24 protein-coding genes are annotated in these 23,573 nt (G+C 71.3%); 13 read left to right on the top strand and 11 right to left on the bottom strand.

Annotated elements, in window-relative coordinates; translation table 11 throughout:
- Nucleotides 1-1,790, top strand: a 1,790-nt coding sequence (locus G5C60_RS13135) for a hypothetical protein (protein ID WP_420907365.1), incomplete at its 5' end; no start/stop codon positions are given.
- Between the two features lie 16 nt (nucleotides 1,791-1,806).
- On the opposite strand, the gene G5C60_RS13140 is transcribed toward G5C60_RS13135, so the two are convergent.
- From G5C60_RS13140 to G5C60_RS13150, 3 genes are all read right to left on the bottom strand, one after another.
- A complete protein-coding gene (locus tag G5C60_RS13140) occupies nucleotides 1,807-2,544 on the bottom strand; it encodes an MBL fold metallo-hydrolase (RefSeq protein ID WP_338145803.1) in 738 nt (245 codons plus the stop codon).
- 120 nt (nucleotides 2,545-2,664) lie between these two features.
- The gene (locus G5C60_RS13145) at nucleotides 2,665-3,516 is read right to left on the bottom strand and encodes a transglutaminase family protein (protein WP_165258428.1); all 852 of its coding nucleotides are present in this window, start codon (nucleotides 3,514-3,516) and stop codon (nucleotides 2,665-2,667) included.
- Nucleotides 3,517-3,582: 66 nt separating this feature from the next.
- Nucleotides 3,583-4,635, bottom strand: a complete 1,053-nt coding sequence (locus G5C60_RS13150; RefSeq protein WP_165258430.1) for a GNAT family N-acetyltransferase — start codon at nucleotides 4,633-4,635, stop codon at nucleotides 3,583-3,585.
- 140 nt (nucleotides 4,636-4,775) lie between these two features.
- On the opposite strand from G5C60_RS13150, the gene fdxA reads away from it, so the two are divergent.
- Both fdxA and G5C60_RS13160 read left to right on the top strand, forming a co-directional pair.
- The gene (gene fdxA / locus G5C60_RS13155) at nucleotides 4,776-5,096 is read left to right on the top strand and encodes a ferredoxin (protein WP_018089397.1); all 321 of its coding nucleotides are present in this window, start codon (nucleotides 4,776-4,778) and stop codon (nucleotides 5,094-5,096) included.
- A gap of 116 nt (nucleotides 5,097-5,212) precedes the next feature.
- Nucleotides 5,213-6,304 (top strand): bifunctional succinyldiaminopimelate transaminase/glutamate-prephenate aminotransferase, encoded by a 1,092-nt coding sequence (locus G5C60_RS13160; RefSeq protein WP_165258432.1) that lies wholly within the window; start codon nucleotides 5,213-5,215, stop codon nucleotides 6,302-6,304.
- A gap of 102 nt (nucleotides 6,305-6,406) precedes the next feature.
- On the opposite strand, the gene G5C60_RS13165 is transcribed toward G5C60_RS13160, so the two are convergent.
- Nucleotides 6,407-6,865 carry an ATP-binding protein gene (locus G5C60_RS13165; RefSeq protein ID WP_165258434.1) on the bottom strand — a complete coding sequence of 153 codons (459 nt, stop codon included), beginning with the start codon at nucleotides 6,863-6,865 and terminating at the stop codon, nucleotides 6,407-6,409.
- Nucleotides 6,866-7,215: 350 nt separating this feature from the next.
- Complete coding sequence (locus tag G5C60_RS13170) at nucleotides 7,216-8,184, bottom strand: VldE C-terminal domain-containing protein (RefSeq protein WP_338145804.1); 969 nt, start codon at nucleotides 8,182-8,184, stop codon at nucleotides 7,216-7,218.
- Between the two features lie 195 nt (nucleotides 8,185-8,379).
- Here G5C60_RS13170 and dapE point away from each other — a divergent pair, with 195 nt between their 5' ends.
- On the top strand, nucleotides 8,380-9,459 hold the full coding sequence (dapE, locus tag G5C60_RS13175; RefSeq protein WP_165258436.1) for a succinyl-diaminopimelate desuccinylase: 1,080 nt from the start codon (nucleotides 8,380-8,382) through the stop codon (nucleotides 9,457-9,459).
- Between the two features lie 103 nt (nucleotides 9,460-9,562).
- A complete protein-coding gene (locus G5C60_RS13180) occupies nucleotides 9,563-10,396 on the top strand; it encodes an LOG family protein (protein ID WP_241266759.1) in 834 nt (277 codons plus the stop codon).
- On the opposite strand, the gene folP is transcribed toward G5C60_RS13180, so the two are convergent.
- The gene (gene folP, locus G5C60_RS13185) at nucleotides 10,350-11,210 is read right to left on the bottom strand and encodes a dihydropteroate synthase (RefSeq protein WP_165258438.1); all 861 of its coding nucleotides are present in this window, start codon (nucleotides 11,208-11,210) and stop codon (nucleotides 10,350-10,352) included. The two genes, G5C60_RS13180 and folP, sit on opposite strands and share 47 nt — an antisense overlap.
- Nucleotides 11,211-11,379: 169 nt before the next feature.
- Between folP and G5C60_RS13190 the strand changes: the two genes are divergently transcribed.
- Together G5C60_RS13190 and G5C60_RS13195 are read left to right on the top strand one after the other, a co-directional pair.
- Nucleotides 11,380-11,730: a DivIVA domain-containing protein gene (locus tag G5C60_RS13190; RefSeq protein WP_165258440.1), complete on the top strand. Its 351-nt coding sequence runs from the start codon at nucleotides 11,380-11,382 to the stop codon at nucleotides 11,728-11,730.
- The gene (locus G5C60_RS13195; protein WP_165258442.1) at nucleotides 11,727-12,305 is read left to right on the top strand and encodes a DNA-3-methyladenine glycosylase I; all 579 of its coding nucleotides are present in this window, start codon (nucleotides 11,727-11,729) and stop codon (nucleotides 12,303-12,305) included. Before G5C60_RS13190 ends, G5C60_RS13195 begins: the two co-directional genes overlap by 4 nt.
- A 25-nt stretch (nucleotides 12,306-12,330) precedes the next feature.
- Here G5C60_RS13195 and chcB read toward each other — a convergent pair whose 3' ends face one another.
- Nucleotides 12,331-13,146 (bottom strand): 2-cyclohexenylcarbonyl CoA isomerase, encoded by an 816-nt coding sequence (gene chcB, locus G5C60_RS13200; protein ID WP_165258444.1) that lies wholly within the window; start codon nucleotides 13,144-13,146, stop codon nucleotides 12,331-12,333.
- A 340-nt stretch (nucleotides 13,147-13,486) separates the two neighbouring features.
- On the opposite strand from chcB, the gene G5C60_RS13205 reads away from it, so the two are divergent.
- A complete protein-coding gene (locus G5C60_RS13205; RefSeq protein ID WP_003966491.1) occupies nucleotides 13,487-13,654 on the top strand; it encodes a DUF3117 domain-containing protein in 168 nt (55 codons plus the stop codon).
- A 280-nt stretch (nucleotides 13,655-13,934) separates the two neighbouring features.
- On the opposite strand, the gene G5C60_RS13210 is transcribed toward G5C60_RS13205, so the two are convergent.
- Nucleotides 13,935-14,633, bottom strand: a complete 699-nt coding sequence (locus G5C60_RS13210) for a class I SAM-dependent methyltransferase (RefSeq protein ID WP_165258510.1) — start codon at nucleotides 14,631-14,633, stop codon at nucleotides 13,935-13,937.
- 142 nt (nucleotides 14,634-14,775) lie between these two features.
- Here G5C60_RS13210 and sigE point away from each other — a divergent pair, with 142 nt between their 5' ends.
- The 5 genes from sigE (at nucleotide 14,776) to G5C60_RS13235 (ending at nucleotide 20,304) form a co-directional block, all read left to right on the top strand.
- On the top strand, nucleotides 14,776-15,549 hold the full coding sequence (gene sigE, locus G5C60_RS13215) for an RNA polymerase sigma factor SigE (RefSeq protein WP_206439454.1): 774 nt from the start codon (nucleotides 14,776-14,778) through the stop codon (nucleotides 15,547-15,549).
- Complete coding sequence (locus G5C60_RS13220; RefSeq protein WP_165258448.1) at nucleotides 15,546-16,466, top strand: zf-HC2 domain-containing protein; 921 nt, start codon at nucleotides 15,546-15,548, stop codon at nucleotides 16,464-16,466. Before sigE ends, G5C60_RS13220 begins: the two co-directional genes overlap by 4 nt.
- A 139-nt stretch (nucleotides 16,467-16,605) precedes the next feature.
- Entirely contained in the window at nucleotides 16,606-18,753 is a 2,148-nt protein-coding gene (locus G5C60_RS13225) for a trypsin-like peptidase domain-containing protein (protein ID WP_420907366.1), read from the top strand.
- Nucleotides 18,754-18,908: 155 nt separating this feature from the next.
- Nucleotides 18,909-19,370 carry a sec-independent translocase gene (locus tag G5C60_RS13230; RefSeq protein ID WP_165258450.1) on the top strand — a complete coding sequence of 154 codons (462 nt, stop codon included), beginning with the start codon at nucleotides 18,909-18,911 and terminating at the stop codon, nucleotides 19,368-19,370.
- 277 nt (nucleotides 19,371-19,647) lie between these two features.
- Nucleotides 19,648-20,304: a hypothetical protein gene (locus G5C60_RS13235; protein ID WP_165258452.1), complete on the top strand. Its 657-nt coding sequence runs from the start codon at nucleotides 19,648-19,650 to the stop codon at nucleotides 20,302-20,304.
- Nucleotides 20,305-20,489: 185 nt separating this feature from the next.
- On the opposite strand, the gene G5C60_RS13240 is transcribed toward G5C60_RS13235, so the two are convergent.
- From G5C60_RS13240 to G5C60_RS13250, 3 genes are read right to left on the bottom strand one after another with little or no spacing between them, the layout of a single operon-like run.
- Nucleotides 20,490-21,623, bottom strand: a complete 1,134-nt coding sequence (locus G5C60_RS13240) for an Mrp/NBP35 family ATP-binding protein (protein WP_165258454.1) — start codon at nucleotides 21,621-21,623, stop codon at nucleotides 20,490-20,492.
- A gap of 43 nt (nucleotides 21,624-21,666) precedes the next feature.
- Nucleotides 21,667-22,245, bottom strand: a complete 579-nt coding sequence (locus G5C60_RS13245; RefSeq protein ID WP_165258456.1) for a DUF1003 domain-containing protein — start codon at nucleotides 22,243-22,245, stop codon at nucleotides 21,667-21,669.
- Nucleotides 22,235-23,563 carry a magnesium transporter MgtE N-terminal domain-containing protein gene (locus G5C60_RS13250; protein ID WP_165258458.1) on the bottom strand — a complete coding sequence of 443 codons (1,329 nt, stop codon included), beginning with the start codon at nucleotides 23,561-23,563 and terminating at the stop codon, nucleotides 22,235-22,237. Before G5C60_RS13250 ends, G5C60_RS13245 begins: the two co-directional genes overlap by 11 nt.
- Nucleotides 23,564-23,573 lie beyond the last annotated feature (10 nt).

Raw genomic sequence — 23,573 nt, forward strand, 5'->3', positions numbered from 1 at the left:
ACGGGGTCTCCGACGGCTTCGGTGGTCCTGGGGGGCGCGGGGGGCCAGGTGCTCCCGGCGGTCCCGGTGGTACCGGTGGCCGTGGTCCTGGCGGACCTGGCGGGCCTGGTGGTCCTGGCGGGCCTGGTGGCCTGAGCGGTCCCGGTGGGCCCGGCGGTCAGAGCGGCTTGGGAATGCACGGCGCTTCCGGTGGCCCGGGTGGTCCCGGCGGTCCGAGCGGCCCGGGTGGTCCCGGCGGCCCGAGCGGCGCGGGTGGCCCGGGTGGACCTGGCGGACCCGCTGGCCTGAGCGGTTCCGGTGGGCCTGGTGATCCGAGCCGTCCTGGTGGGCCCGGTGGCCCCAGCGGTCCCGGTGGGCCCGGCGGACCGGGTGGCTCCGGCATCCCCGGCGGCCCGGGCAGCGCGGGTGCCCCGGGCGGACCTGGCGCCTCGCGCGGTCCCGGTGGGCCTGGTGGCCCCAGCGGTCCCGGTGGGCCCGGCGGACCGGGCGGCTCCGGCATCCCCGGCGGCCCGGGCAGCGCGGGTGCCTCGCGCGGTCCCGGTGGGCCCGGTGGCCCGGGCAGTTCCGGTGCTCCGGCCGGTGGCGCCGGCCGTCCCGGTGGCGGGATGAGCGACGACACCGCGATCCTCACCCCGCAGAAGCCGGCGCCCGAACCGCCCGGCTACGGCGGCGCCGGTGACAACGTCTCCGGGCACACCGTCACCAGCGGCATCCCCGTCGTCCCGTCCCACCAGAACTCGCCGTTCGGGCCGGGCGCGCACTCCGACGGCCCGCTGCCGCACCAGCCCCCGAAGCTGCCCGAGCCGGTCTCGCCGACCGCGCCCGCCGCCGCGAAGCCGAAGAAGAAGGGGCGCAACAAGCTGGTGCTCCTGGGCGCGGGTGTGGTGGGTATCGCCGGTATCGCGTACGGCGCCGGGCTGCTCATGAACCACTCCGACGTGCCCAAGGGCACCACCGTGCTCGGCGTCGACATCGGCGGCGGCACCCGCGACGAGGCGGTCAGGAAGCTCGATGACGCTTTCAAGGCTGATGCGGCCAAGCCGCTCCAGCTCTCGGTCGACGGCGACACCGTCGCACTCAGGCCGGACCAGGCCGGCCTCCAGTTCGACAGCCAGGCCACGGTGCGTGCCGCAGCGGGCAGTGACTACAACCCCGTGTCGGTGATCGGTTCGCTGTTCGGCGGCGAGCGCGTCGTCGAGCCCGAGATGCCCGTCGACGAGGAGAAGCTGCGGGCCGCCCTGGAGCGCGCAGCGGGCGGCACCGGCACGGCGGCCGAGGGTACGATCAAGTTCGAGTCGGGCAAGGCCACCCCCGTGTACGGCAAGGCGGGCAAGGGCATCGCCATCGCCCAGTCGACGCAGGCCGTCGAGGAGGCGTACCGCGCGCAGGTGGAGACCGGGAAGCCGGACCCCGTGCAGGTTCCCACCACGACCAAGGAGCCCACGGTCAGCAAGGCCGAGGTCGACCGGATGATGAAGGAGTTCGCCGAGCCGGCGATGTCGGGGCTCGTCACCGTCAGGGCCGGTTCCGCGGAGATCCAGTTCAGCCCGGAGAACTCGCTCTGGAAGTTCCTCGGAGTGAAGGCCGTCAACGGCAAGCTCGTGCCGCAGTACGACCTCGAAGCGCTCGAGGAGCTCTACGGCACGACGTTCGACGGCGTGACGATCCAACGGGGCAACGGGAAGAAGACGGCGGTCACGCCCCAGGACGTGGTCGGCGCGCTGAGGCCCGCGCTCCTCGGCAAGTCGGCGGCGGACCGCGTCGGCGAGATCGAGACGAATCCGAACTAGTTCGGACTAGTCCGAACTAGTCCGAACCAGACGGTTCGATGTCCACGGCGAGCCCGGTCGTCGCAACGTCGACCGGGCCGTCGTACGCCCCGGCGGCCGCCCGCACCGCGGTCGCCGGATCCGTTCCCGGCCACAGGTGGGTCAGGAGCAGCCGGGCCACGCCCGCCTCTGCCGCGTACCGCCCGGCCAGGACGGCGGTCAGCAGGTACGGGGCGTCCTCGTCCGGGACCTGGTGGGGGTACGTCGCCTCGGAGAGCAGGACGTCGGCGTCGCGGGCGAGGCGGACGATCTCCGGGCTCGGACCGGTGTCCCCGGTGTACGCCAGGACGCCGTCCGCCGTGGTCAGGCGCAGGCCCGCGTTCGTGACGTGGTGCGGGAGCGGCGCCGTCACGACGGTGAAGGGGCCGGCCGTGAGCACGGCGCCCGGCGCGAAGTCGCGGCGGCTGTACGCGGGCGCGAGCATGCCCGGCCGGTCGAGCGCCAGGACCGCGTCGAGGGCGCCGGAGGGCGCGTACAGGGGCAGCGCGGGCGGTGGATCGTCGGCGAGCGCCCGGGCGCGGAGCAGGGGGTTCAGGTCGGCGCAGTGGTCGGGGTGCCCGTGGGTGACCAGGACGGCGTCGACCGCGTCGGCGGTGATGTGATCGAGCAGGCGCGGGAGCGTCGCGTACCCCGGATCGACGAGCAGCCGGAAGCCGGAAGCCGGACTGCTCCACGAGGTAGCCGCTGCATCCCTGGTCGGCCGTGGGCCACGCACCGGTGCCGCCGAGCACAGTCAGTCTCATCCCGCCGCTGCCCCTCCGCAGCCGTGCCGACGGGCGGAGTCACCGTACCCAGCCGTGACGGCGGCGTCACCGTACGGGGTACGCGGATCTGATCAGTTGAGCATCGCGCGGGCCGCGCGGGCCTGTTGGCGTACCTGGTCCGCGGCCGGTTCGTCGACCGGGGCCACGACATCGGCGTACGCGTCGAGTTCCGTGGCGCCCGTGAGGAAGTCGCCGCGCTGGACGAGGAGTTGGGCGCGGTCGTAGCGGAGGCGGGCGGGGTGGGACGGGAGGAGCAGGGAGAGGTCCACGGCCCACAGGGCGACGTCGCCGCGTTCGGGGCGGGCGGCGGCCCAGGCGCGGATGTTGTTGAGGATGCGCAGGACGACGTCCAGCGGGTCGGCGGGGGTGAGCATCGAGGGGTCGAGGGGTGCGCCGGTGGCGCCCGCCACGAGCAGCTCCGTGTCGGTACCGGTCAGGACGCGGCCGCCGTCGAAGGGGTCGGCCAGGAGCTGTTCCTCCGGGGAGCCGAAGCCCACCACGAAGTGCCCGGGCAGGGCGACCCCGTACACGGGCGCTCCCGCCCTGCGGGCGACCTCCATCCACACCACCGAGAGCAGGATGGGCAGCCCGCGCCGCCGCCGCAGCACCGCGTGCAGGAGCGAGGACTCCAGCCGCTGGTAGTCACCGGGCGTACCGCGGAAGCGACAGCGCCCGCCGAGATGCTCGGCCAGTGCCGTGGCCCAGGAGCGCGGCCCACCCGGCCGGAACGGCAGCGCCCCGGCCAGCCGGTCCAGCTCGATCTGCGCGGCGTCGATGCCCGCCTCGTCCAGCGTCCCGTCCGCTTCGGCGCCGATGAGAAGGCACAGCAGCGACAGATCGGGCCGCTCGGCCCGCGCCTCGTCGGCGAACGACCGCCGCCAAGCGGCACTCAGTTCCGGCTCAGGAGGATGAGGGGGACCCATAACTGCCTCGTGCCCTTTCACGCCGATCGATACCGCTGCGTGGCCCTTACCGACAGTTTCACCGCCCTACCCGCCTCCGGCGCGCCCGCCGGCGGTGCTGTCCGGCGCCTCCGGCTCGCGGTAGTGGTGGTACGTGTGATGCGCCGCGAACCCCATCCCCCCGTACAGTGCCCGTGCCCCCGCGTTGGTCGTCTCCACCTGGAGCCACGCCGCCGAGGCGCCCTCGGCCAGGGCCTGGCGGGCCAGGGCGCCCATCACCATGGTGGCCAGGCCCTGGCGGCGCAGCGAAGCGTCGACCTCGACCGCGGCGAAGCCGGCCCAGCGGCCGTCCACCACACAGCGCCCGATCGCGGCGGGAACGCCTGGCTCGGCGCCCGGCTCGACGCCGCCGGGCACCGTCGCGAACCACACCGAAGGCCCGCTGCCCAGCACATCGAGGGCCACGTCGCTTATGCCCTTGCGCTGATATCGGTCCAGCCACGCCTCGTCCGCCGAGCGGGAGAGGACCACCGGGCGAGGGGGATCCGGAAGATCGCCGAGCGGCGCCAGCGCACCGGTCCACAGCTCGGCGCTCACCTCACGCGTCCACCCGCGCCCCTCCAGCTCCGCGCACAGCAGCTCCTGCGTGCCCTCGGCCCCGGTCGCGGTCTGGATGTAGGCGGGCAGGTCACGGGCCGCGTACCAGTCCCGTACGAGCGACAGCGCCTCGTCGAGCGGCAGGCCCGGATCACCGAGCGGCAGCACCGAATTGGCCCGCCGGGTGAATCCGGCGGCGGCCCGCAGCTCCCAGTCGCCGAGGCGAGCGCGCTCCACCGGCTGCCAGGCCCGTGCGGCGACCCGCGCCAGCTCCTCGTACGACGCCGAAGGGCCCCGGCGGCGAGCAGGCGCGGACGGCACCACCTTGCCCGCGACCAGCGAAGCCTCCGGAATACGGACACGCTCCCCGGACCGTCGTGTGACCAGCAGCACACCTTCGTCCCATGATGTGAGAACGCCAACCGTGTCGGTGAACTTCTCACCCTTCGGGGCGTCTTCGTCCAGCTGCCGTACCGAGACACGTTTGCCCACGTCAGCGGGGGTGATACGGACCTCGAGCCGTATGTGCGCGGAGAAATCCACAGCTCAGTCCAACCCTCCTGTTCGGATCATGCCCAAGAACGGAGATACTAGGTGCGGGCATCGACGACGCCGCGCTCCCGCGCGCCAGGCGGCGGAGCCTGAGGAGGCCCGCCAGCGCCCTATCGAGGAGGAACGACAGCGTGACCTACGTCATCGCGCAGCCTTGTGTCGACGTCAAGGACAAGGCGTGCATCGAGGAGTGCCCGGTCGACTGCATCTACGAGGGCTCCAGGTCCTTGTACATCCACCCGGACGAATGCGTCGACTGCGGAGCCTGTGAGCCGGTCTGCCCGGTCGAGGCGATCTTCTACGAGGACGACACTCCGGAAGAGTGGAAGGACTACTACAAGGCGAACGTCGAGTTCTTCGACGAACTCGGCTCGCCCGGCGGCGCCAGCAAGCTGGGTCTGATCGAGCGCGACCACCCCTTCATCGCAGCGCTGCCGCCGCAGAACCAGTAAGCGGTACGTACGAGAGTGTGCCGCCTCGGTCCCGTACGGCACTGCCGCCGCACGGGACCGAGGCGTTTGCCGTACGCGCTCCACGTACACGCGTACGAGAAAGTGAGCCAGAACCCGTGTCCGCAGTCTCCGACCGGCTTCCCGCCTTCCCCTGGGACAAGCTGGAGCCCTTCAAGGCAACGGCCGCCGCTCACCCGGGCGGCATCGTCGACCTGTCCGTCGGCACCCCGGTCGACCCCGTACCCGAGCTGATCCAGAAGGCTCTGGTCGCGGCCGCCGACTCACCCGGCTATCCCACGGTCTGGGGCACTCCGGAACTGCGGGACGCGCTCACGGGCTGGTGCGCGCGCAGGCTGGGCGCCCGCGGCCTCACCCACCGAGGCGTCCTGCCGGTCGTCGGCTCGAAGGAGCTGGTGGCCTGGCTGCCGACCCAGCTGGGCCTCGGGCCGGGTGACAAGGTGGCGTACCCGCGTCTCGCCTACCCGACGTACGAGGTCGGCGCCCGCCTGGCCCGCGCGGACCACGTGGCGTACGAAGACCCGACGGAGCTGGACCCCGAGGGCCTGAAGCTCCTGTGGCTCAACTCCCCGTCGAACCCGACCGGCCGCGTCCTGTCCAAGGCGGAGCTCACCCGCATCGTCGCCTGGGCGCGCGAGCACGGCGTCCTCGTCTTCGCCGACGAGTGCTACATCGAGCTCGGCTGGGAGGCCGCCCCGGTCTCGGTCCTGCATCCCGACGTGTGCGGCGGCTCGTACGAGGGGATCGTGTCGGTCCACTCGCTCTCGAAGCGGTCGAACCTCGCGGGTTACCGCGCCGCGTTCCTGGCGGGCGACGAGACGGTCCTCGGTGACCTCCTCCAGATCCGCAAGCACGGCGGCATGATGACGCCCGCGCCGACCCAGGCCGCGGTGGTCGCCGCCCTCGGTGACGACACCCACGTACGGGAACAGCGCGAGCGTTACGCGGCCCGCCGGGCGCCCCTCCGCGAGGCCCTGCTGCGCCACGGCTTCCGCATCGAGCACAGCGAGGCGAGCCTGTACCTCTGGGCGACCCGGGACGAGTCCTGCTGGGACACCGTGGCCCATCTGGCGGAACTGGGGATCCTGGTCGCGCCGGGCGACTTCTACGGGCCGGCGGGCGAGAGGTTCGTCCGCGTGGCGCTGACGGCGACGGACGAGCGGGTACGGGCGGCCGTGGAGCGTCTGTAGGTCTCGTACAGCGGCGAAATCGTACGTAGGGCCTGAGTCATACGTACGGCGAAGGGGTCCAGGTGGCGTGCACCTGGACCCCTTCGCCGTACGAGCGCTGTATCAGTTGAGCGGAAGAGTCTGCGCCGGCAGCGTGTCCGTGCCGGGGATGCCGCCCTTGGTGAGGCCGTCGGTCGGCAGGGTCCCGCCCGACTTCGCGGTGTCGCCGAGCACCTCGCCCGCGGAACCGGCGACATCCCCGGCGGCCTGCTGTGCGACGGGCGTCGTCTTCTTGACGACCTTGCCCGTGGTCTTGACGGCCTTGCCACCCGTCTTGCCCGCGGCCGGCACGGCCTTCTTGACGGCCTTGCTGCCCGCGTCGCCCGCGAGGTCGGTGGTCTTCTGCGCGGCACCGTCGACGGTGGTGCCCGCGCTGTCCAGGGCGGACATCCCGCCGAGGTCGGGGGCCGCCGGCAGTTGGGGCGCCGCGCTGGCGGAGCCGGCCGCACCGACCCCGGCAGCCGCTCCCGCTGCGACGAGCAGCGCGGTACGGGCGATCCGGCGGGTCAGGGGGAGGGACATGATGCTCCTTAGACGGGAGAGAAACGGTGAAGTGTGCGACCTTGCCCGGCAGTTGGCAGTCGTCGACTGGCTGTCGACCGACCGGCTGTTGATCGTCCCGGGCTCGGACGCAGTGACTACCGCTCGAAGTCCACGAAGGTTGCGGTGGCCCAACGTAAAGAGTTGGCAATGCGTCGCATTATCGGCTGCGGAGAAAACCGGGCAAAAAACGTCCGGTGAGAAAGTGTGCTGAATCCTTACGGCCCTTTGCTCCCATGGGAGTAGGCCGATTCGGGTGTGGCCGGACGAAAACCCGTGCGCGCCGTGGACATGGCGCGCACGAGCGTCCCTCCAACGGGTGAGGATTCGTACTACTGCCCAGTGACGATTCGGACTTCGCCTGTGGAGGCCCGGGAACCCGAGCCGTCCGCGCGCCACTCGCTCCCGGTGTTCCCGGCTATCCAGACCCGGCCCGCGTGGGAGACCTTCTGGATGTGCAGCGCGGAGGCGTTGGCCACGGCCCAGTGCGCCAGCTCCCAGCCGCGCTGCCGCTGCCCGCCCTCGGCGGCAGGGGTGTCCGGGACGGGGATGGTCACCGTGCGGGAGCGCGCGGGACCGCCCGCAGCCGTGGCGGAAGCCGACGGCGTGGCGCCCGCCTCGGCCCTCATCTCGCGCCCCGCGCCCGCCTCTTGGAACGCGTCCTGCCCGAAGTCCCGTACAAGTGCGGCGCGCACCGCGTCCGGACCGCCGGGCCGCACATCCGGGCGCCCCTCGCAGGTCAGTGTCGCCGCCGCGCGCCCCGTCAGGGCCGCGGCCAGCAGGGCGGCGTCCGGCTCGTGCTTCGCGTACGCCTCCGGAAAGCCGCTGCGCTGCACGCGCTGTGCGGCGACGGTCAGCGGCAGCCCCGAGTAGTCCGGCACCTTGGCCAAGTGCTCGTAGAACTCGCTCGCCGCGTATGTCGGGTCCATGATCTGCGTCTCGGTGCCCCAGCCCTGCGAGGGCCGCTGCTGGAACAGGCCCAGCGAGTCCCGGTCGCCGTGGTCGATGTTGCGCAGACCGGACTCCTGGAGCGCCGTCGCGAGCGCGATCGTGACGGCCCGCTCGGGCATGCCGCGGTTGGTGCCGACCACCGAGATCGTCGCTGCGTTCACCGCCTGCTCCGCCGTGAACTCGTACGACGCGCCGTTGCCCTTGCCCGAGGCGACCGTGCAGCGCGGCACTCCCGTGCCACCGGTGACGTATTGGACCGTGAGGTACGCCGCGAGGGCGAGCAGTATCGCGAGGGCCGTTCCGAAACGGGGGAGGCGGCGGCGACGGACGGGACTGACGGGTTCACGCACGAGTAACAAGGTAGCGAAGGCCCCAGAGCCCGGTGACGAGACTATGGACATTTGGTCAACAGGCTGCGGGGGATGGCTCAAAGCGGCTGCTGGGCAGGGAAAGCGGCTGCCAGGCAGGGGTTCGTACAGCTGCCGCGCGATGGCTCCTGTGGGCGGCAGGCCGGCCGCCCGGACCGCCGCGCTAGGGTCGACCGCATGGCCGACACCCCACTTGACCTCACTCTTGACGCCGCCCGGCTCACCGCGCAGCTCGTCGACTTCCCCTCGGAGAGCGGCAGCGAGAAGCCTCTGGCCGACGCCGTCGAGGCCGCGCTGCACGCCCTGCCGCATCTGACGGTCGACCGGTACGGCAACAACGTCGTCGCGCGTACGAACCTGGGGCGGGCCGAGCGCGTCATCCTCGCCGGGCACATCGACACGGTGCCGATCGCCGACAACGTCCCCTCGCGTCTCGACGAGGACGGCGTGCTGTGGGGCTGCGGCACCTGCGACATGAAGTCGGGCGTCGCCGTCCAGCTGCGCATCGCGGCCACGGTCCCCGAACCCAACCGGGACCTCACCTTCGTCTTCTACGACAACGAAGAGGTGGCCGCGCACCTGAACGGTCTGAAGCATGTGGCCGAAGCCCATCCCGACTGGCTGGAGGGCGACTTCGCGGTCCTGCTCGAGCCCTCGGACGGGCAGGTGGAGGGTGGCTGCCAGGGCACGCTGCGCGTCCTGCTGAAGACGCGCGGCGAGCGCGCCCACTCCGCGCGCAGCTGGATGGGCTCGAACGCCATCCACGCGGCCGCCCCGATCCTGGCCCGCCTGGCCTCGTACGAACCGCGCTACCCCGTGATCGACGGCCTGGAGTACCGCGAGGGCCTGAACGCCGTCGGGATCTCGGGCGGCGTGGCGGGCAATGTCATCCCCGACGAATGCGTCGTGACCGTCAACTTCCGCTACGCGCCCGACCGCAGCGAGGAGGAGGCCCTGGCCCACGTCCACGAGGTGTTCGCGGACTGCGGAGTCGAGGAGTTCGTGGTCGACGACCACAGCGGGGCGGCGCTGCCCGGTCTGTCCCACCCGGCGGCCGCCGCCTTCATCGAGGCGGTCGGCGGCACCCCGCAGCCCAAGTACGGCTGGACGGACGTCTCCCGCTTCAGCGCGCTCGGCGTCCCGGCCGTCAACTACGGTCCCGGCAATCCGCACTTGGCGCACAAGCGGGACGAACGGGTCGAAACGGAAAAGATCCTGGCGGGTGAGGAGCGGCTGCGGGCCTGGCTGACGTCCTGACCCGTACGCGGTGGCGGTTCATGGCGGACATGCCGGCGTCCCCCCTCCGTAACCCGCGTAGACCTACGCTGGGGTGGAACGACGGCAAGCGGAGGGAGCGGACATGGCTACTGGTGACCCGGAGGGCAAGAAGCAGCCGCCGGAGGAACAGCAGCTCGGCCCTGTGCTGCGCAGGCGTGGCCAGGTGCAGGCGAGTACGACGGACCAGCGGCTGCTGGATGCGGGCGGGCCCTCGGACTGGGTGCACACCGATCCCTGGCGAGTGCTGCGTATCCAGTCGGAGTTCATCGAGGGCTTCGGCACGCTCGCCGAACTCCCGCCCGCGATCAGTGTGTTCGGCTCGGCCCGTACGCCGGTGGGCTCGCCGGAGTACGAGGCTGGGGTCAAGCTCGGCCGCGGACTGGTGGAAGCCGGCTTCGCCGTCATCACGGGCGGTGGACCGGGCGCCATGGAGGCCGCCAACAAGGGTGCCTGTGAAGCCAAGGGGATCTCGGTCGGGCTCGGCATCGAGCTGCCCTTCGAGCAGGGGCTCAACCCGTACGTCGACATCGGGCTGAACTTCCGCTACTTCTTCGTGCGCAAGATGATGTTCGTCAAGTACGCGCAGGGTTTCGTGGTCCTGCCCGGCGGACTCGGCACCCTCGACGAACTCTTCGAGGCCCTCACGCTCGTCCAGACCCAGAAGGTCACGCGCTTTCCCATCGTCCTCTTCGGCACGGAGTACTGGGGCGGCCTCGTCGACTGGCTCAAGAACACCCTCATCGCCCAGGGCAAGGCCTCGGAACAGGACCTGCTGCTGTTCCACCTGACGGACGACGTGGACGAGGCGGTGGCGTTGGTGTCGAAGGAGGCGGGGGCGAAAACCCTCCCCCTGGCGTCACCCGCGCGGGCTACGCCAACCCCCGCCGGGCAACAGCCGGCGGCCGGTGGCCGGTGATCGACGCGACCATGTCCAGCACCTGGCGCGTCTCCGCGACCTCGTGGACGCGGTACACCCGCGCCCCCAGCCACGCCGAGACGGCCGTCGTGGCGAGGGTTCCGAGGACCCGTTCCTTGACCGGCTTGTCCAACGTCTCCCCGACGAAGTCCTTGTTGGAGAGCGAGACCAGCACGGGCCACCCCGTGGAGACCATCTCGCCCAGCCGACGCGTGGCCTCCAGACTGTGCCGCGTGCTCTTGCCGAAGTCGTGCCCGGGATCGATGAGCACGGACTCCCGCGGCACCCCGAGCGAGACCGCGCGCTCGGCCAGCCCAAGGGTGACCCGCAGGATGTCGGCCATGACATCCTCGTACTCGACCCGATGCGGCCGGGTACGAGGCCGCGTACCCCCCGCGTGCGTGCACACGAGCCCCACCCCGTACCGCCCGGCGACCTCCGCGAGCAGCGGATCGACCCCGCCCCACGCGTCGTTGAGCAGATCCGCGCCCGCCTCGCAGACCGCCTCACCGACCTCGTGCCGCCAGGTGTCGACGCTGATGATCACGTCGGGGAAGCGACGCCGCACCTCGGCGACGAAACCCACCGTGCGTCGCGCCTCCTCCTCGGCCGTCACCTCCTCACCGGGACCGGCCTTGACCCCGCCGATGTCGATGATGGCAGCACCCTCTGACACCGCCTCTTCCACGCGCGCGAGCGCGGGCTCGTCGCGGAACGTGGCCCCTTGGTCGTAGAAGGAGTCCGGGGTCCGGTTCACGATCGCCATGATCACCGGCTCGTGCGCGTCGAACTCACGCCTGCCCAGCCTGAGCATGCCCTGTGATCTCTCCTGTCGTTCTCGGCGGTTGTCGCAGTTCCGCCGCCTGCGACCCTAACTGTCAGAGTCGCATGGCACGATCGGAGCCTGACACTTTCCGAGCCGACGCGTCCCGCGTCGGCAAGAGTCGGCAACGGTCGACAACAGAGCGTGGGGGACCGCAGCGATGTTCATGTTCTTGTTCCTGGTCGTCGCCCTCGTCGTGGTGGTCGGCGCGGTGACCCTCGCCGTGGTGGGCGGCGGCGACAGCGCCGCCCTGCCCGAAGCCCCGCCCGAGCGCTTCGTGGACCCTCTGCCCCTGGACCGCCCGGTGCACCGCGGTGATGTGGAGACGCTGCGCTTCCCGATGGCCGTCCGCGGCTACCGCATGGTGGATGTGGACGACGCCCTGGGCCGCCTCGCCGCCGAACTGGCCGAGCGGGACAGCCGGATCGCCGACCTGGAGGCCGCGCTCGCCGGAGCCAGGGCGGCCCGGGACACCTCCCTGGAGAAGCACACCGAGGAGGACCACCGGTGAGCGACGCCCTGAAGGGCCCCGACGGTGCCTTGCGCTGCCCCTGGGCCCTGTCGACCGAGGACTACGTGACGTACCACGACCAGGAATGGGGCCGCCCCGTCCACGGCGACGACGCGCTGTACGAGCGGCTGTGCCTGGAGGCCTTCCAGTCGGGCCTGTCCTGGATCACGATCCTGCGCCGCCGCGAGGGCTTCCGCGCGGCCTTCGCCGACTTCAAGATCGCGGACGTGGCGGCCTTCACGGACAAGGACAAGGAGCGGCTGCTCGGCGACCCGGGCATCATCCGCAACCGCGCCAAGATCGAGGCGACGCTCGCCAACGCGCGCGTGCTCGCCGACTGGCCCTCCGGGGAGCTGGACGAACTGATCTGGTCCTTCGCCCCCGACCCGGCCACCCGCCCGGCCCCGACAACGCTGGCCGACGTCCCGGCGGTCACGGATGAGTCGACGGCCCTCTCCAAGACCCTGAAAAAGCGCGGCATCCGCTTCGTCGGGCCGACCACGGCGTACGCGCTGATGCAGGCGTGCGGTCTGGTCGACGACCACCTGGCGGACTGCGTGGCGCGCGGCCGCTGAGTCGCACGCCGCGCAGTCCGAGCCGCTATCGACCCAGGTACTTCGGCTTCTCCTTGTTGATGAACGCCTGCACCGCGATCATGTGGTCCTCGGAGGCACCCGCCCGGGACTGCAGCTCGTCCTCCTTCTCCAGGGCCTCGTCCAGGGAGTGCGACAGGGCGTAGGAGAGGGACTCCTTGAGGGCCGCGTACGCCAGGGTCGGGCCCTCGGCCAGCGTGCGGGCCACCTTCAGGCCCTCGGCGGCCAGCTCGGCGGCGGGCACGACACGGTTGGCGATACCGAGGTCGTACGCCTCCTGGGCGGTGATGTTGCGCGGGAAGAGCAGCAGGTCGGCGGCCCGGCCGGGACCGACGACGCGCGGCAGCGTCCAGGAGATCCCCGAGTCGGCGGTCAGCGCCACCCCGGCGAACGACGTGTTGAAGGAAGCCGAATCGGCAACGATGCGATAGTCCGCGGCGAGCGCGAAGCCGAAGCCGGCTCCGGCCGCGACCCCGTTGACCGCGGCCACCACCGGCTTCGCCGACCCGGTCAGGGCCCGCAGGGCCGGGTTGTAGTGCTCCCGCACCGTGCTCATGACGCCCCCGCCGTTCTGGTCGCCCCCCGACTCGCGCGCCGCGAGCAGCCCGCCGACGTGCTCCTTCAGGTCCTGGCCCACGCAGAACGCCCGGTCACCGGCGGCGGTGAGCAGCACGGCCCGTACCGAGTCGTCCGCCGCTGCCGCCTGCGCCGCGTCCCGGAAGGCGACCTTGGTCTCGGTGTTCATCGCGTTCATCGCCTCGGGGCGGTTCAGCGTGATCGTCGCGAGTCCGTCGCTCACCTCGTAGAGCACGGTGTCGGCCATGGTGGGTCCCCTCCGATTTCACGGCTTCGTCGTCGTCTGAGGACAGCATGGCGGAGATCATGAAGAGTGGCTGCGTTCAGACATGTGACCTGCGTCAAAGAATTCCGGCGCCAGAAAGTCGATGCGGTGGCGCAGTATCGCAGTCACATCGGCGAATTGAGTGGTTTTGCTCGAGCGCGTTGCGCAAGCGATGCCGACTGATGTTGGTCATCGGGTCCTGAGATGCGGGATAATGGCTTGGAAGCAATGTGTTCGATGCCGGTGACGCGTGTCCTAGAGGACGTGTGCCCTCCCAGGGGCCGTCGGCGACGATGAGCTGGTTTCAGGAAGGGGAACGAGCATGGCGGCCATGAAGCCGCGGACGGGCGATGGCCCGCTCGAGGTGACCAAGGAGGGGCGGGGCATCGTCATGCGCGTTCCGCTCGAAGGCGGCGGTCGGCTCGTCGTCGAGCTGACTCCTGACGAGGCCGACGCGCTCGGCGACGCCCTCAAGAAGGTCGTCGGCTGAGCGGAAGCGACCATACCCTTTCAGCTCCCCGGCACCCACAAAGTGGTGCCGGGGAGCTGTTTTGTCGAGGGCCACTGCAGCTTTAAAGGGCCAGTGCAACATTCGGTGCCTTACGGCGAGTGAGCCGAAGGGCGCGCCGGTGTCGAGAGTGCATGGGGGTCCCCCCGCTCGAGCGAAGCCGAGAGCGGGGGAGCGCGGAGTGCCCGACGAAGGAGGGTCGAGCACGGTCGTGCTCTCGACACCGGCTTTTGCGCCCCGGAGGCGAACCGAGCCCAAAAAATTAACGTTTGACCGCGCACAGCAGACCGTCGCCCACCGGCAATAGCGAGGGCACCAGGTCCTGGCTCTCGCGGACCGCGCGCAGCAGCTCGCGCTGGCGCAGCACCTCCGCCGGCTGCGGGCCGGAGTCCACGGTCCGGCCGTCCACGAAGACGCCCTCGAAGCAGACGAGACCACCCGGGCGCAGCAGGCGCAACGATTCAGCGAGATAGTCCATGCATTCCATACGGTCCCCGTCGCAGAAGACGAGGTCGTATCCGGAGTCCGCGAGCCGGGGCAGCACATCGAGGGCGCGGCCCGGAATGAAACGCGCGCGATTGCTCGCGAAGCCGGCGGCGCGGAAGGCCTGCCGGGCGAACTGCTGGCGTTCCGGCTCCAGGTCCACGGTGGTCAGTACCCCGTCCGGCCGCATGCCGTGCAGCAAATGAATTCCGGAGACTCCGGTTCCGGTCCCGATCTCGGCCACCGCCTTGGCCCCCACGGTGGCGGCGAGCAACCGCAGCGCGGCGCCCGTGCCGGGCGACACCGAGCGCAGCCCTGCCTCCCGGGCCCGGTCCCGGGCCCAGTGCAGCGCGTCGTCCTCGGCGACAAAGGCGTCGGCGAACGCCCAGCTCGTCTGCCGGTTGCCGGTAATGACCCTCTCCCGTCCCCGTGGTTGCCTGGGCGTGACTGTATCCGTTGGCGTCGGGAACCCGCAGATGGGACCGGGCGTTTAGAGGGGGTGGGGAACGACGCGGGGGTAGCAGATGGATCAGGACACCGAGCAAGTGCTGACGCAATCGCGGAAGCGCGTATCAATTTCTCGTAAAACCGCTTATCCGGAGCTAACGGGCGAGGTGGCTATGGTAGGGGCTCCACTGGACACCACCAGAGCCGACAGGGGAGGTGCGGCTGCGCCTGGGGATCGAGGAGGGGTGCTGAGGCGCCTGCTCAGATCGGTAGGTGAGCCGAAATCCGTGACCAACACCGCTGACAAGTACCGCGCTGCCGATTCCGCTCAGACCGCGACCTTCACGTCCGACGCGGACTCGCAGGCGTGGACTCCCCCCACTTGGGAGGAGATCGTCAGCATGCACAGCGGCCGGGTCTACCGGCTCGCGTACCGCCTGACGGGCAACCAGCACGACGCCGAGGACCTGACCCAGGAAGTCTTCGTCCGGGTCTTCCGCTCCCTGTCGACGTATACGCCGGGCACCTTCGAGGGCTGGCTGCACCGCATCACCACGAACCTCTTCCTGGACATGGTGCGCCGCAAGCAGCGCATCCGTTTCGACGCGCTCGGCGACGACGCCGCCGAGCGACTGCCCAGCCGCGAGCCGTCCCCGCAGCAGGTCTTCAACGACACGCACTTCGACGCGGACGTCCAGCAGGCACTCGACACGCTCGCACCGGAGTTCCGCGCCGCGGTCGTCCTCTGTGACATCGAGGGGCTTTCGTACGAGGAGATCGCCGCGACCCTGGGCGTCAAGCTCGGCACGGTCCGCAGCCGGATCCACCGCGGCCGCTCACAGCTCCGCAAGGCCCTCGCCCACCGGTCGCCCGAGGCCCGCGCCGAGCGCCGCGGCCTCGTGGTGACCGGAGTGCCCGCTCTGGGAGGAGGGGGCGCGACCGCGTGAGTGGATCACGTCCTACGCCGGCAGAGCAGCACCTGGGAGACCGACTCTCCGCCCTGGTGGACGGAGAGCTCGGTCATGAGGCGCGCGAGCGCGTCCTGGCCCACCTCGCCACGTGCGCGAAGTGCAAGGCCGAGGCCGATGAGCAGCGACGACTGAAGAACGTATTCGCGGAAGCGGCTCCACCACCACCCTCCGAGAGCTTCCTGGCCCGCCTTCAGGGGCTGCCCGGGGGAAGTGACTCCGACGGGGGCGGCTCCCGGCTGGGCGGAGGAGGGTTCGGATCCTCCGGAGCCTTCGGAGTGAAGCACGACCCGTTCGAGTACGTGCCGTCCGGCCCGCATGCCGCCGTGCTGCCCTCGGAGCAGCACGGGTTCCGTATCCATGACATCACCAGGCGGGAGGCCGACCGATCGGCCTCCCGCGGGCTGCGCTTCGCGTTCGTCGCGGCCGGCGCCGTATCGCTGGCCGCGGTGGCGCTCGGCGGGGTGTCGACCGGCGTGCCCGACACCGCGGACGCACGGGGCGGGTCCGGCTCGGGCAGCAATGTGACACCGATGCGTACGCAGGGCACGGGCGCGGCGACGCCCGAGCAGCGTCGCCGTGGCTTCGGGCCGCTGATCGCACAGGGGCAGCGTTCCTTCACCGAGGAGCAGGTCGCGCCGACCGAGGTGTCCGCGCCGCGGCTTCCCGGAGGGGCCCAGTCGGCCGGGCAGCAGGACTCGCGGTCACTGGACGCGCTGACGGCCCCCGTGGTGGCCGGCGCTGCCGCGATGTCCCCGCTCATACGTCCCCTCGACACAGCCCCGCCGGTCACGCTGACCGCATGGTCGACGGCGTCGCAGTTCGCGGCGCCCGGGCTGTCGACCTTGCCGCTGCCCGACTCGTCCGCCTGGCCTCCGCCTCCCTCCGCCCGCTGAACCCGACCTCTGCGCGGCGGCCCGTGAACCTGGTTGAATCCAGGGATGGGCCGCGCCCGCCGGAGGGACCCAGGGCGCGGAGTCGACAATCCGCGGCGACCGCCGACGCGCTGCGCCGCGGGCCAGGTGTGGGGAGAGCATGGACGAGGCGAAGCGCTCCGCTTCCGCGGGGGACGGGACGGGGGCGGCCGCGACTGACGGCGCCCCGGCCCCGGACGAGCACGCGGAGGACGCTCCGAGCGGGGTTCGCGGGGATGACACCCAGGGGGACTTCGAGCTGGAGCGGCCCGCGCGGGCTACGCCTGTCCGGGACAGCGCTGACGGCGGTTCGTACGGCGGGCTGTACGAGGCGGAGCCCACGCCTGGGGGTGGCCCGGTGTCCGGCGGTTCGGTGTCGGGCGACCCCATGCGGGATGGTCCGGTCTCGGCCGGCTCGGTGACGGACGCTCCGCTGCCCGACGGCTCGGCGCCCGGTAACTACGCGCCGGACGACATGCGCGGCGGCGCAAGCGGCGCGCCCGGTGACCGCGGACCCGCTGAGCGTGCTTCCGGTGAGCGGCCCAAGCCCCTGCACGATCCGGACCCGTACAGCACACCTCCGTACGGTGAACCCGGTCCCTACGCGCCCGCGCCGCCGGTGCAGCATCCGGCGACAACTCCCGCGCACGGTACGGCCGCTCCGGCGCCGACACCGACGCATGGCGCCCCCGCACCCGGGGTGACCCCGGGTCATGGTGTGCCGGGGCAGGCGGTGAGTCCGCCGCCGCAGGGCCCGGTGGGGGCCGCGGCTCCGGGGCACGGCACCGCCGCACCTGGGGTGACCCCGGGTCATGGTGTGCCGGGGCAGGCGGTGAGTCCGCCGCCGCAGGGCCCGGTTGGGGCCGCGGCTCCGATGCACGGCACCGCCGCACCTGGGGCGGGCCCCGCCCACAGCGCCCAGATGCCCGCACCCGCGGCGCCGGTGCCGCCCGCGGCCCCGGTCCCGCCCGGCCCTCACACGGCCCAGACCCAGGCCCACCAGCAAAGTCCGGTCCAAAGCCCCCAACCCCCAGCTCCAGCCCAAGTCCCTCAACCTCCAGCCCCTCAGCCCTCACCCCCCTGGCAGCACTACGACCCTTGGGCCGCCGCCCCCCTCCAGCAGAACGGGGCCGCCGTCGACAGCAAGAGCAGGCGGCGTAAGCGGATCAAGCGAATGCTGGTCCTCGGAGCCGTACTCATCGCCTTGGTGTCCGGAGGCGTGGGCGGTGCCATCGGGGCGTATCTGGAGCGGAACGGCGGGATCGATGACGTCGTGCTGCCGCAGGCCGGTACGGAGGCCAAGGGCCGGGCGCCGGACAGCGTGGCCGGGATCGCGGCCAGCGCGCTGCCCAGCGTGGTGACCCTGCATGTGCGCGGGTCGGAGGCACAGGGCACGGGCACCGGCTTCGTGCTCGACGAGCGAGGGCACATCCTCACCAACCACCACGTGGTGAAGCCCGCCGGAGCGAGCGGCGACATCTCCGTGACCTTCAGCGGTGGCCAGACCGCCAAGGCCGAACTCGTCGGCGCCGACACGGGTTACGACCTCGCCGTCGTGAAGGTCGGCGGTGTCAGCGGCCTCAAGCCCCTGCCGCTCGGCAACTCCGACAATGTCCAGGTCGGCGACCCCGTCGTGGCCATAGGGGCACCGTTCGACCTCGAGAACACCGTGACCTCCGGAATCATCAGCGCCAAGGAGCGGCCCATCACCGCGGGCGGGGAGTCGGGCGACGGAAGTGACGTCTCATACGTCGACGCCCTGCAGACCGACGCTCCGATAAACCCTGGCAATTCGGGCGGCCCTCTCGTCGACTCCAGGGCCCGCGTCATCGGCATCAACAGCGCCATCCGCTCCGCCGACAGCGGCTCCGACCTCGAGGGCGGCCAGTCCGGATCGATAGGTCTGGGTTTCGCCATCCCCATCAACCAGGGCAAGCGCGTGGCCGAGGAGCTGATCAACACCGGCAAGGCCACCCACCCCGTCATCGGCGTCACGCTCGACATGGAGTACGCGGGCGACGGCGCCCGCGTGGGCACCAAGGGCAGGGACGGTGGCCCGCCGGTCAACAAGGGCGGTCCCGGCGACCGGGCCGGTATCGAGGCGGGCGACGTCATCACCGAGGTCGACGGCCAGCGCGTCCGTTCCGGCGAGGAGCTCATCGTCAAGACCCGCGCCCACCGCCCCGGCGACCGCCTGGAGCTGACCCTGGAGCGCGACGGCAAGGAGAAGAAGGTCACCCTCGTCCTCGGCTCCGCCGTCGGAGACTGACAGAAACTGACAGGAATCGCACGACAGACTGACACGAACGGCACGAACGAGACGCCGGGACAGTACCGGACAGACAGGAACGGCGGGTACCGTGGACCCGGCCCGGACCACGGAAAGACCCGCCGCGGGCCGAGGACATCGCTAGGAGCTGCAAGGTGTTCAATGACATAGGACCGCTCGAGCTCGTGACGCTCGTTGTCCTTGCCGTGCTCGTCTTCGGCCCGGAGAAGCTCCCGAAGATGATCCAGGACGTCACGCGCACCATTCGCAAGATCCGTGAGTTCTCGGAGAGTGCCAAGGCGGACATCCGTGAGGAGCTCGGCCCGGAGTTCAAGGACTTCGAGTTCGAGGACCTCAACCCCAAGACGTTCATCCGCAAGCAGCTGGACAACGACGACCTGGGGCTCAAGGAGATCCGTAACGGCTTCGACCTGAAGAAGGAGATGGCCGAGGTCACGGACGCGGTACACGGCCGAGAGTCCGAATCCGCAGCGTCCGCCGCGTCTGTCGCGTCCTCCGCCTCCTCGGCTTCCTCCAGCGGCACCGTCGACATGACGAAGAAGCGCGAGAAGCCCGAGCCGGACGAGCGCCCCCCGTTCGACGCGGACGCGACCTGAGGCGTACGCGACCTGACGTCAACGCAACCTGACGTGTACGCGACCTGAGGCGTGCGCCCCCTGGGCCGTTTGCCCCCGGGCTTCAAGAAGCCTGCGCCACTGAGTTCTGCCTGCTCACAGCGGCCGGAAGCTGACGCGTACGCGACCCACCCGCCGACCGGTTTCACGGCTCGCCCCGGACCTGTGGCTATCCTGCCTAGTTGTTGTGCGGACCGGAGGGACGCCCGAAGGGGGGCGGGCCGTTTCGGTTCGACGAGAGCGAGGAGGCGTCCGGGCAATGGAGACGACAAGTCGGGTAGGCGCGAAGGCGCCGGACGCGGAGGGCGGACAACAGGTCCCCTCCGCCCGGAGCACGGTCGACGGCTACCTGCTGGCGCCCTTCCCGTGGTACGGCCTCGATGAGGCCTTCACGGGACCGCGCTGGCTGATGCAGGTCGGCACCGCAGCTGACGGTGCCGTCGAGCACGGCTCGATCGGGCACGGCGACGAGCCGTCCGTACGCAGTGAAGCCACGGAGGACACGGAGCGCTTCGCGGTGGTGGTCACCGTCGCGGCCAACCCCGTGCGGCGCAGCGCCGACGGCACCGGGCTCCTGGAGGCCACCTCGGTGTCCTCCGCGGCCTGGCTCGCGGGCGTGGGGCTGCTGACCCTGACGTGGCCCGGCCAGATGGATCACACCCTGCGCGACGACTGGCTGGACCAGCAGACCGAGACGGCGTGGGTCCTCGCGGACGACCTCAACGGCTCCGCCTGGTCGAAGCTGTCCCTCCCCGTGGACGGGGTCCCCGCCCCCTTCCACTACCGCGAGTCGGAGTTCGGCTGGGTCCTCGCGGGGTCCACGCAGCAGGGCGTCCACCTGGGCGCGTACGGCCGCGGCATGAGCGCGTACGGACTTGGCTTCTCGGTGGTCAAGGACGTCGCGGCGTACGCCTAGCCGGCGGGGCTGAGCCGAAGGGAGGGCGCCGTCGGGTGACGGCGCCCTCCCTTCGTCGTAGGACGTCAGTTGGCTGCCGGTTCGTCGTGGCTGGTCGCGCCCACGCGGCGGAGCCGCAAAATGATGCAGCCCCGCGCCCCTGACGGGGCGCCCCTTCAGGGCGCCCCGTCGCCGTACCGAAATCCCTAGAACTTGTTCCTCGGCGTGATCCCCAGCGACATGCCCGACAGACCCCGCTGGCGGCCGCCCAGCTTGCCCGCGATCGAGCGCAGGGCCGAGCCCGCCGGGGAGTCGGGGTCGGTCAGGACGACCGGCTTGCCCTCGTCGCTGCCCTCGCGGAGGCGGACGTCGATCGGGATGCTGCCCAGCACGGGGACCGTCGCGCCCGTCGTCCGCGTCAGGCCGTCGGCGACCGACTGGCCGCCGCCCGTGCCGAAGACGTCGACCATCTCGCCGCAGTGCGGACAGGGCAGGCCGGACATGTTCTCGACCACGCCCACGATCTTCTGGTGGGTCTGGACGGCGATGGAACCGGCCCGCTCGGCGACCTCCGCGGCGGCCTGCTGCGGGGTCGTCACGACCAGGATCTCGGCGTTCGGAACCAGCTGCGCGACCGAGATCGCGATGTCGCCCGTGCCCGGGGGCAGATCGAGCAGCAGGACGTCCAGGTCGCCCCAGTAGACGTCCGAGAGGAACTGCTGGAGCGCGCGGTGGAGCATCGGGCCGCGCCATACGACCGGCGTGTTGCCCGGAGTGAACATGCCGATCGAGATGACCTTCACGCCGTTCGCGGACGGCGGCATGATCATGTTCTCGACCTGGGTCGGAACGCCGTCGGCGCCCAGCATGCGGGGCACGGAGTGGCCGTAGATGTCGGCGTCCACGACACCGACCTTCAGGCCGTCCGCGGCCATCGCCGCCGCCAGGTTCACGGTCACGGACGACTTGCCGACGCCGCCCTTGCCGGAGGCCACCGCGTACACGCGTGTGAGCGAGCCCGGCTTGGCGAACGGGACCTCGCGCTCGGCCTGCCCGCCGCGCAGCGCGGACGCCAGCTCGCGGCGCTGCTCGTCGCTCATCACGTCCAGCGTGACGTCGACGCGCGTGACACCGTCGACCGCCGCGACCGCATTCGTCACGCTGTCCGTGATGGTCTGGCGCATCGGGCAGCCCGAGACGGTCAGGTACACGGTGACCGCGACCGCGCCATCCGCACCGATCTCCACCGATTTGACCATCCCCAGCTCGGTGATGGGTCGGTGGATCTCGGGGTCGTTCACCGTCGCCAGCGCTGCGCGCACCGCGTCTTCCGTAGCCATACGGACGATGGTACGGCGCTTTCACCCGCCCCCGGAAAGTCTGTCAGCGGTCGCCTACATCACGTCCGCGCGGATGTTCCGCCGGGAATACGACCCGTCCGTCCCGCTGGCGCTCCTCCAGCTCCTTGACCAGGTCCTGGAGCTCGGAGCGGATCCAGTCGCGGGTGGCGACCTCACCGAGACCGGTGCGCAGCGCGGCGATCTCGCGGGTCAGATACTCGGTGTCCGCGATCGACCGCTCGTTCTGCTTGCGGTCCTGTTCGAGATTGACCCGGTCCCGGTCGGCCTGCCGGTTCTGCGCGAGCAGGATCAGCGGGGCGGCGTACGAGGCCTGCAGCGAGAGCATCAGGGTCAGGAAGATGAACGGGAACTCGTCGAAACGCAGGTCGCCGGGCGCCATGACGTTCCACAGCACCCACAGGACGATGACGACGGTCATCCAGACGAGGAACCGTCCGGTGCCGATGAGCCGCGCGATCCGCTCCGACAGCCGTCCGAAGGCCTCCGGGTCCCACTCGGGCAGCAGCCTGCGGCGCGGCGGCAGCGGCTGGTCCAGCCGGATGCGCGGGCGCCCGGTGACGCCCATGGGCACCCGCTCGCGGGGGTCGCGCTCAGGAGCCATGAGCGGCCCCCTCGGCCCGTTCAGCGGCCTTCTCCGCCTCCTCGGCCGTCTTCTCGGCCGCCTCCTCCAGGTGGAACTCCGTCTCGCGCCAGTCCTCGGGCAGCATGTGGTCGAGTACGTCGTCCACGGTCACCACGCCGAGCAGCGACCTGCTCTCGTCGACCACGGGCGCCGCGACCATGTCGTACGCCGCGAAGAAGCCGGCCACGACCGACAGCGGTGTCTCCGGACCGAGGGGCTGGAGATCATCGGCGACGAGCGCGCTGACCAGCGTGTACGGGGGGTCGCGCAGGAGCCGCTGGAAGTGGACCGTGCCGAGGTACTTGCCGGTCGGCGTCTCGTCGGGCGGGCGGCAGACGTACACCTGGGCGGCCAGCGCGGGGGAGAGGTCGGGGTTGCGGACCCGGGCCAGTGCGTCGGCGACCGTCGCGTCCGGCTGCAGCACGATCGGTTCGGTGGTCATCAGACCGCCGGCCGTCCGCTCCTCGTACGCCATCAGCCGCCGTACGTCCGCCGCGTCGTCCGGGCGCATCAGCGCGAGCAGCCGCTCCTTGTCCTCCTCCGGCAGCTCGGCCAGCAGGTCGGCCGCGTCGTCGGGGTCCATCGCCTCCAGGACGTCGGCGGCGCGCTCCTCCTTGAGCTTGCCGAGGATCTCGATCTGGTCGTCCTCGGGCAGCTCTTCGAGGACGTCGGCGAGCCGGTCGTCGTCGAGGGCGGCGGCCACCTCCGCGCGTCGCTTGGACGAGAGGTGGTGCAGCACGTTCGCGAGGTCGGCGGGGCGCAGCTGCTCGAAGGTGGCAAGGAGGCTCTCGGCGCCCTGCCCCTGCTCCTCGAGCGAGAAGCCGGTCACGGCGGACCACTCGACGGTCAGCGTCTCTCCCTTGGACCGCCGGAACGTGCCGCCCTTCCCTTTCCGTACGAAGACCCGGTCGATCTCCCAGTCGCGGCGCGCCGGCCGCTGCTGGACCGACACATCCAGGACCGTCACCTCCTCGTCGCTCTCGACGAGTCGTACGCGTCGGTCGAGCAGTTCGCCGATGACGAGCCGTTCGGTGGGCCGCTGCTCGAAGCGCCGGACGTTCAGGACGCCGGTGGTGATGACCTGGCCCGACTCGATGCCGGTCACCCGGGTCATGGGCAGGAAGATGCGGCGGCGCGTGGACAGTTCGACGACGAGGCCGAGCAGCCGGGGCGGGCGGCGCCCGACCCGCAGCATGGCGACGAGATCGCGCACCCGGCCCACCTGGTCGCCGTTCGGGTCGAAGACGGCGACGCCGGAGAGATGCGAAACGAAGATCCGGGGAGCGCCTGCGGCCATGCCACACACC

Source organism: Streptomyces scabichelini (genome assembly GCF_011045015.1).
GTDB classification, from domain to species: Bacteria; Actinomycetota; Actinomycetes; order Streptomycetales; family Streptomycetaceae; genus Streptomyces; species Streptomyces scabichelini.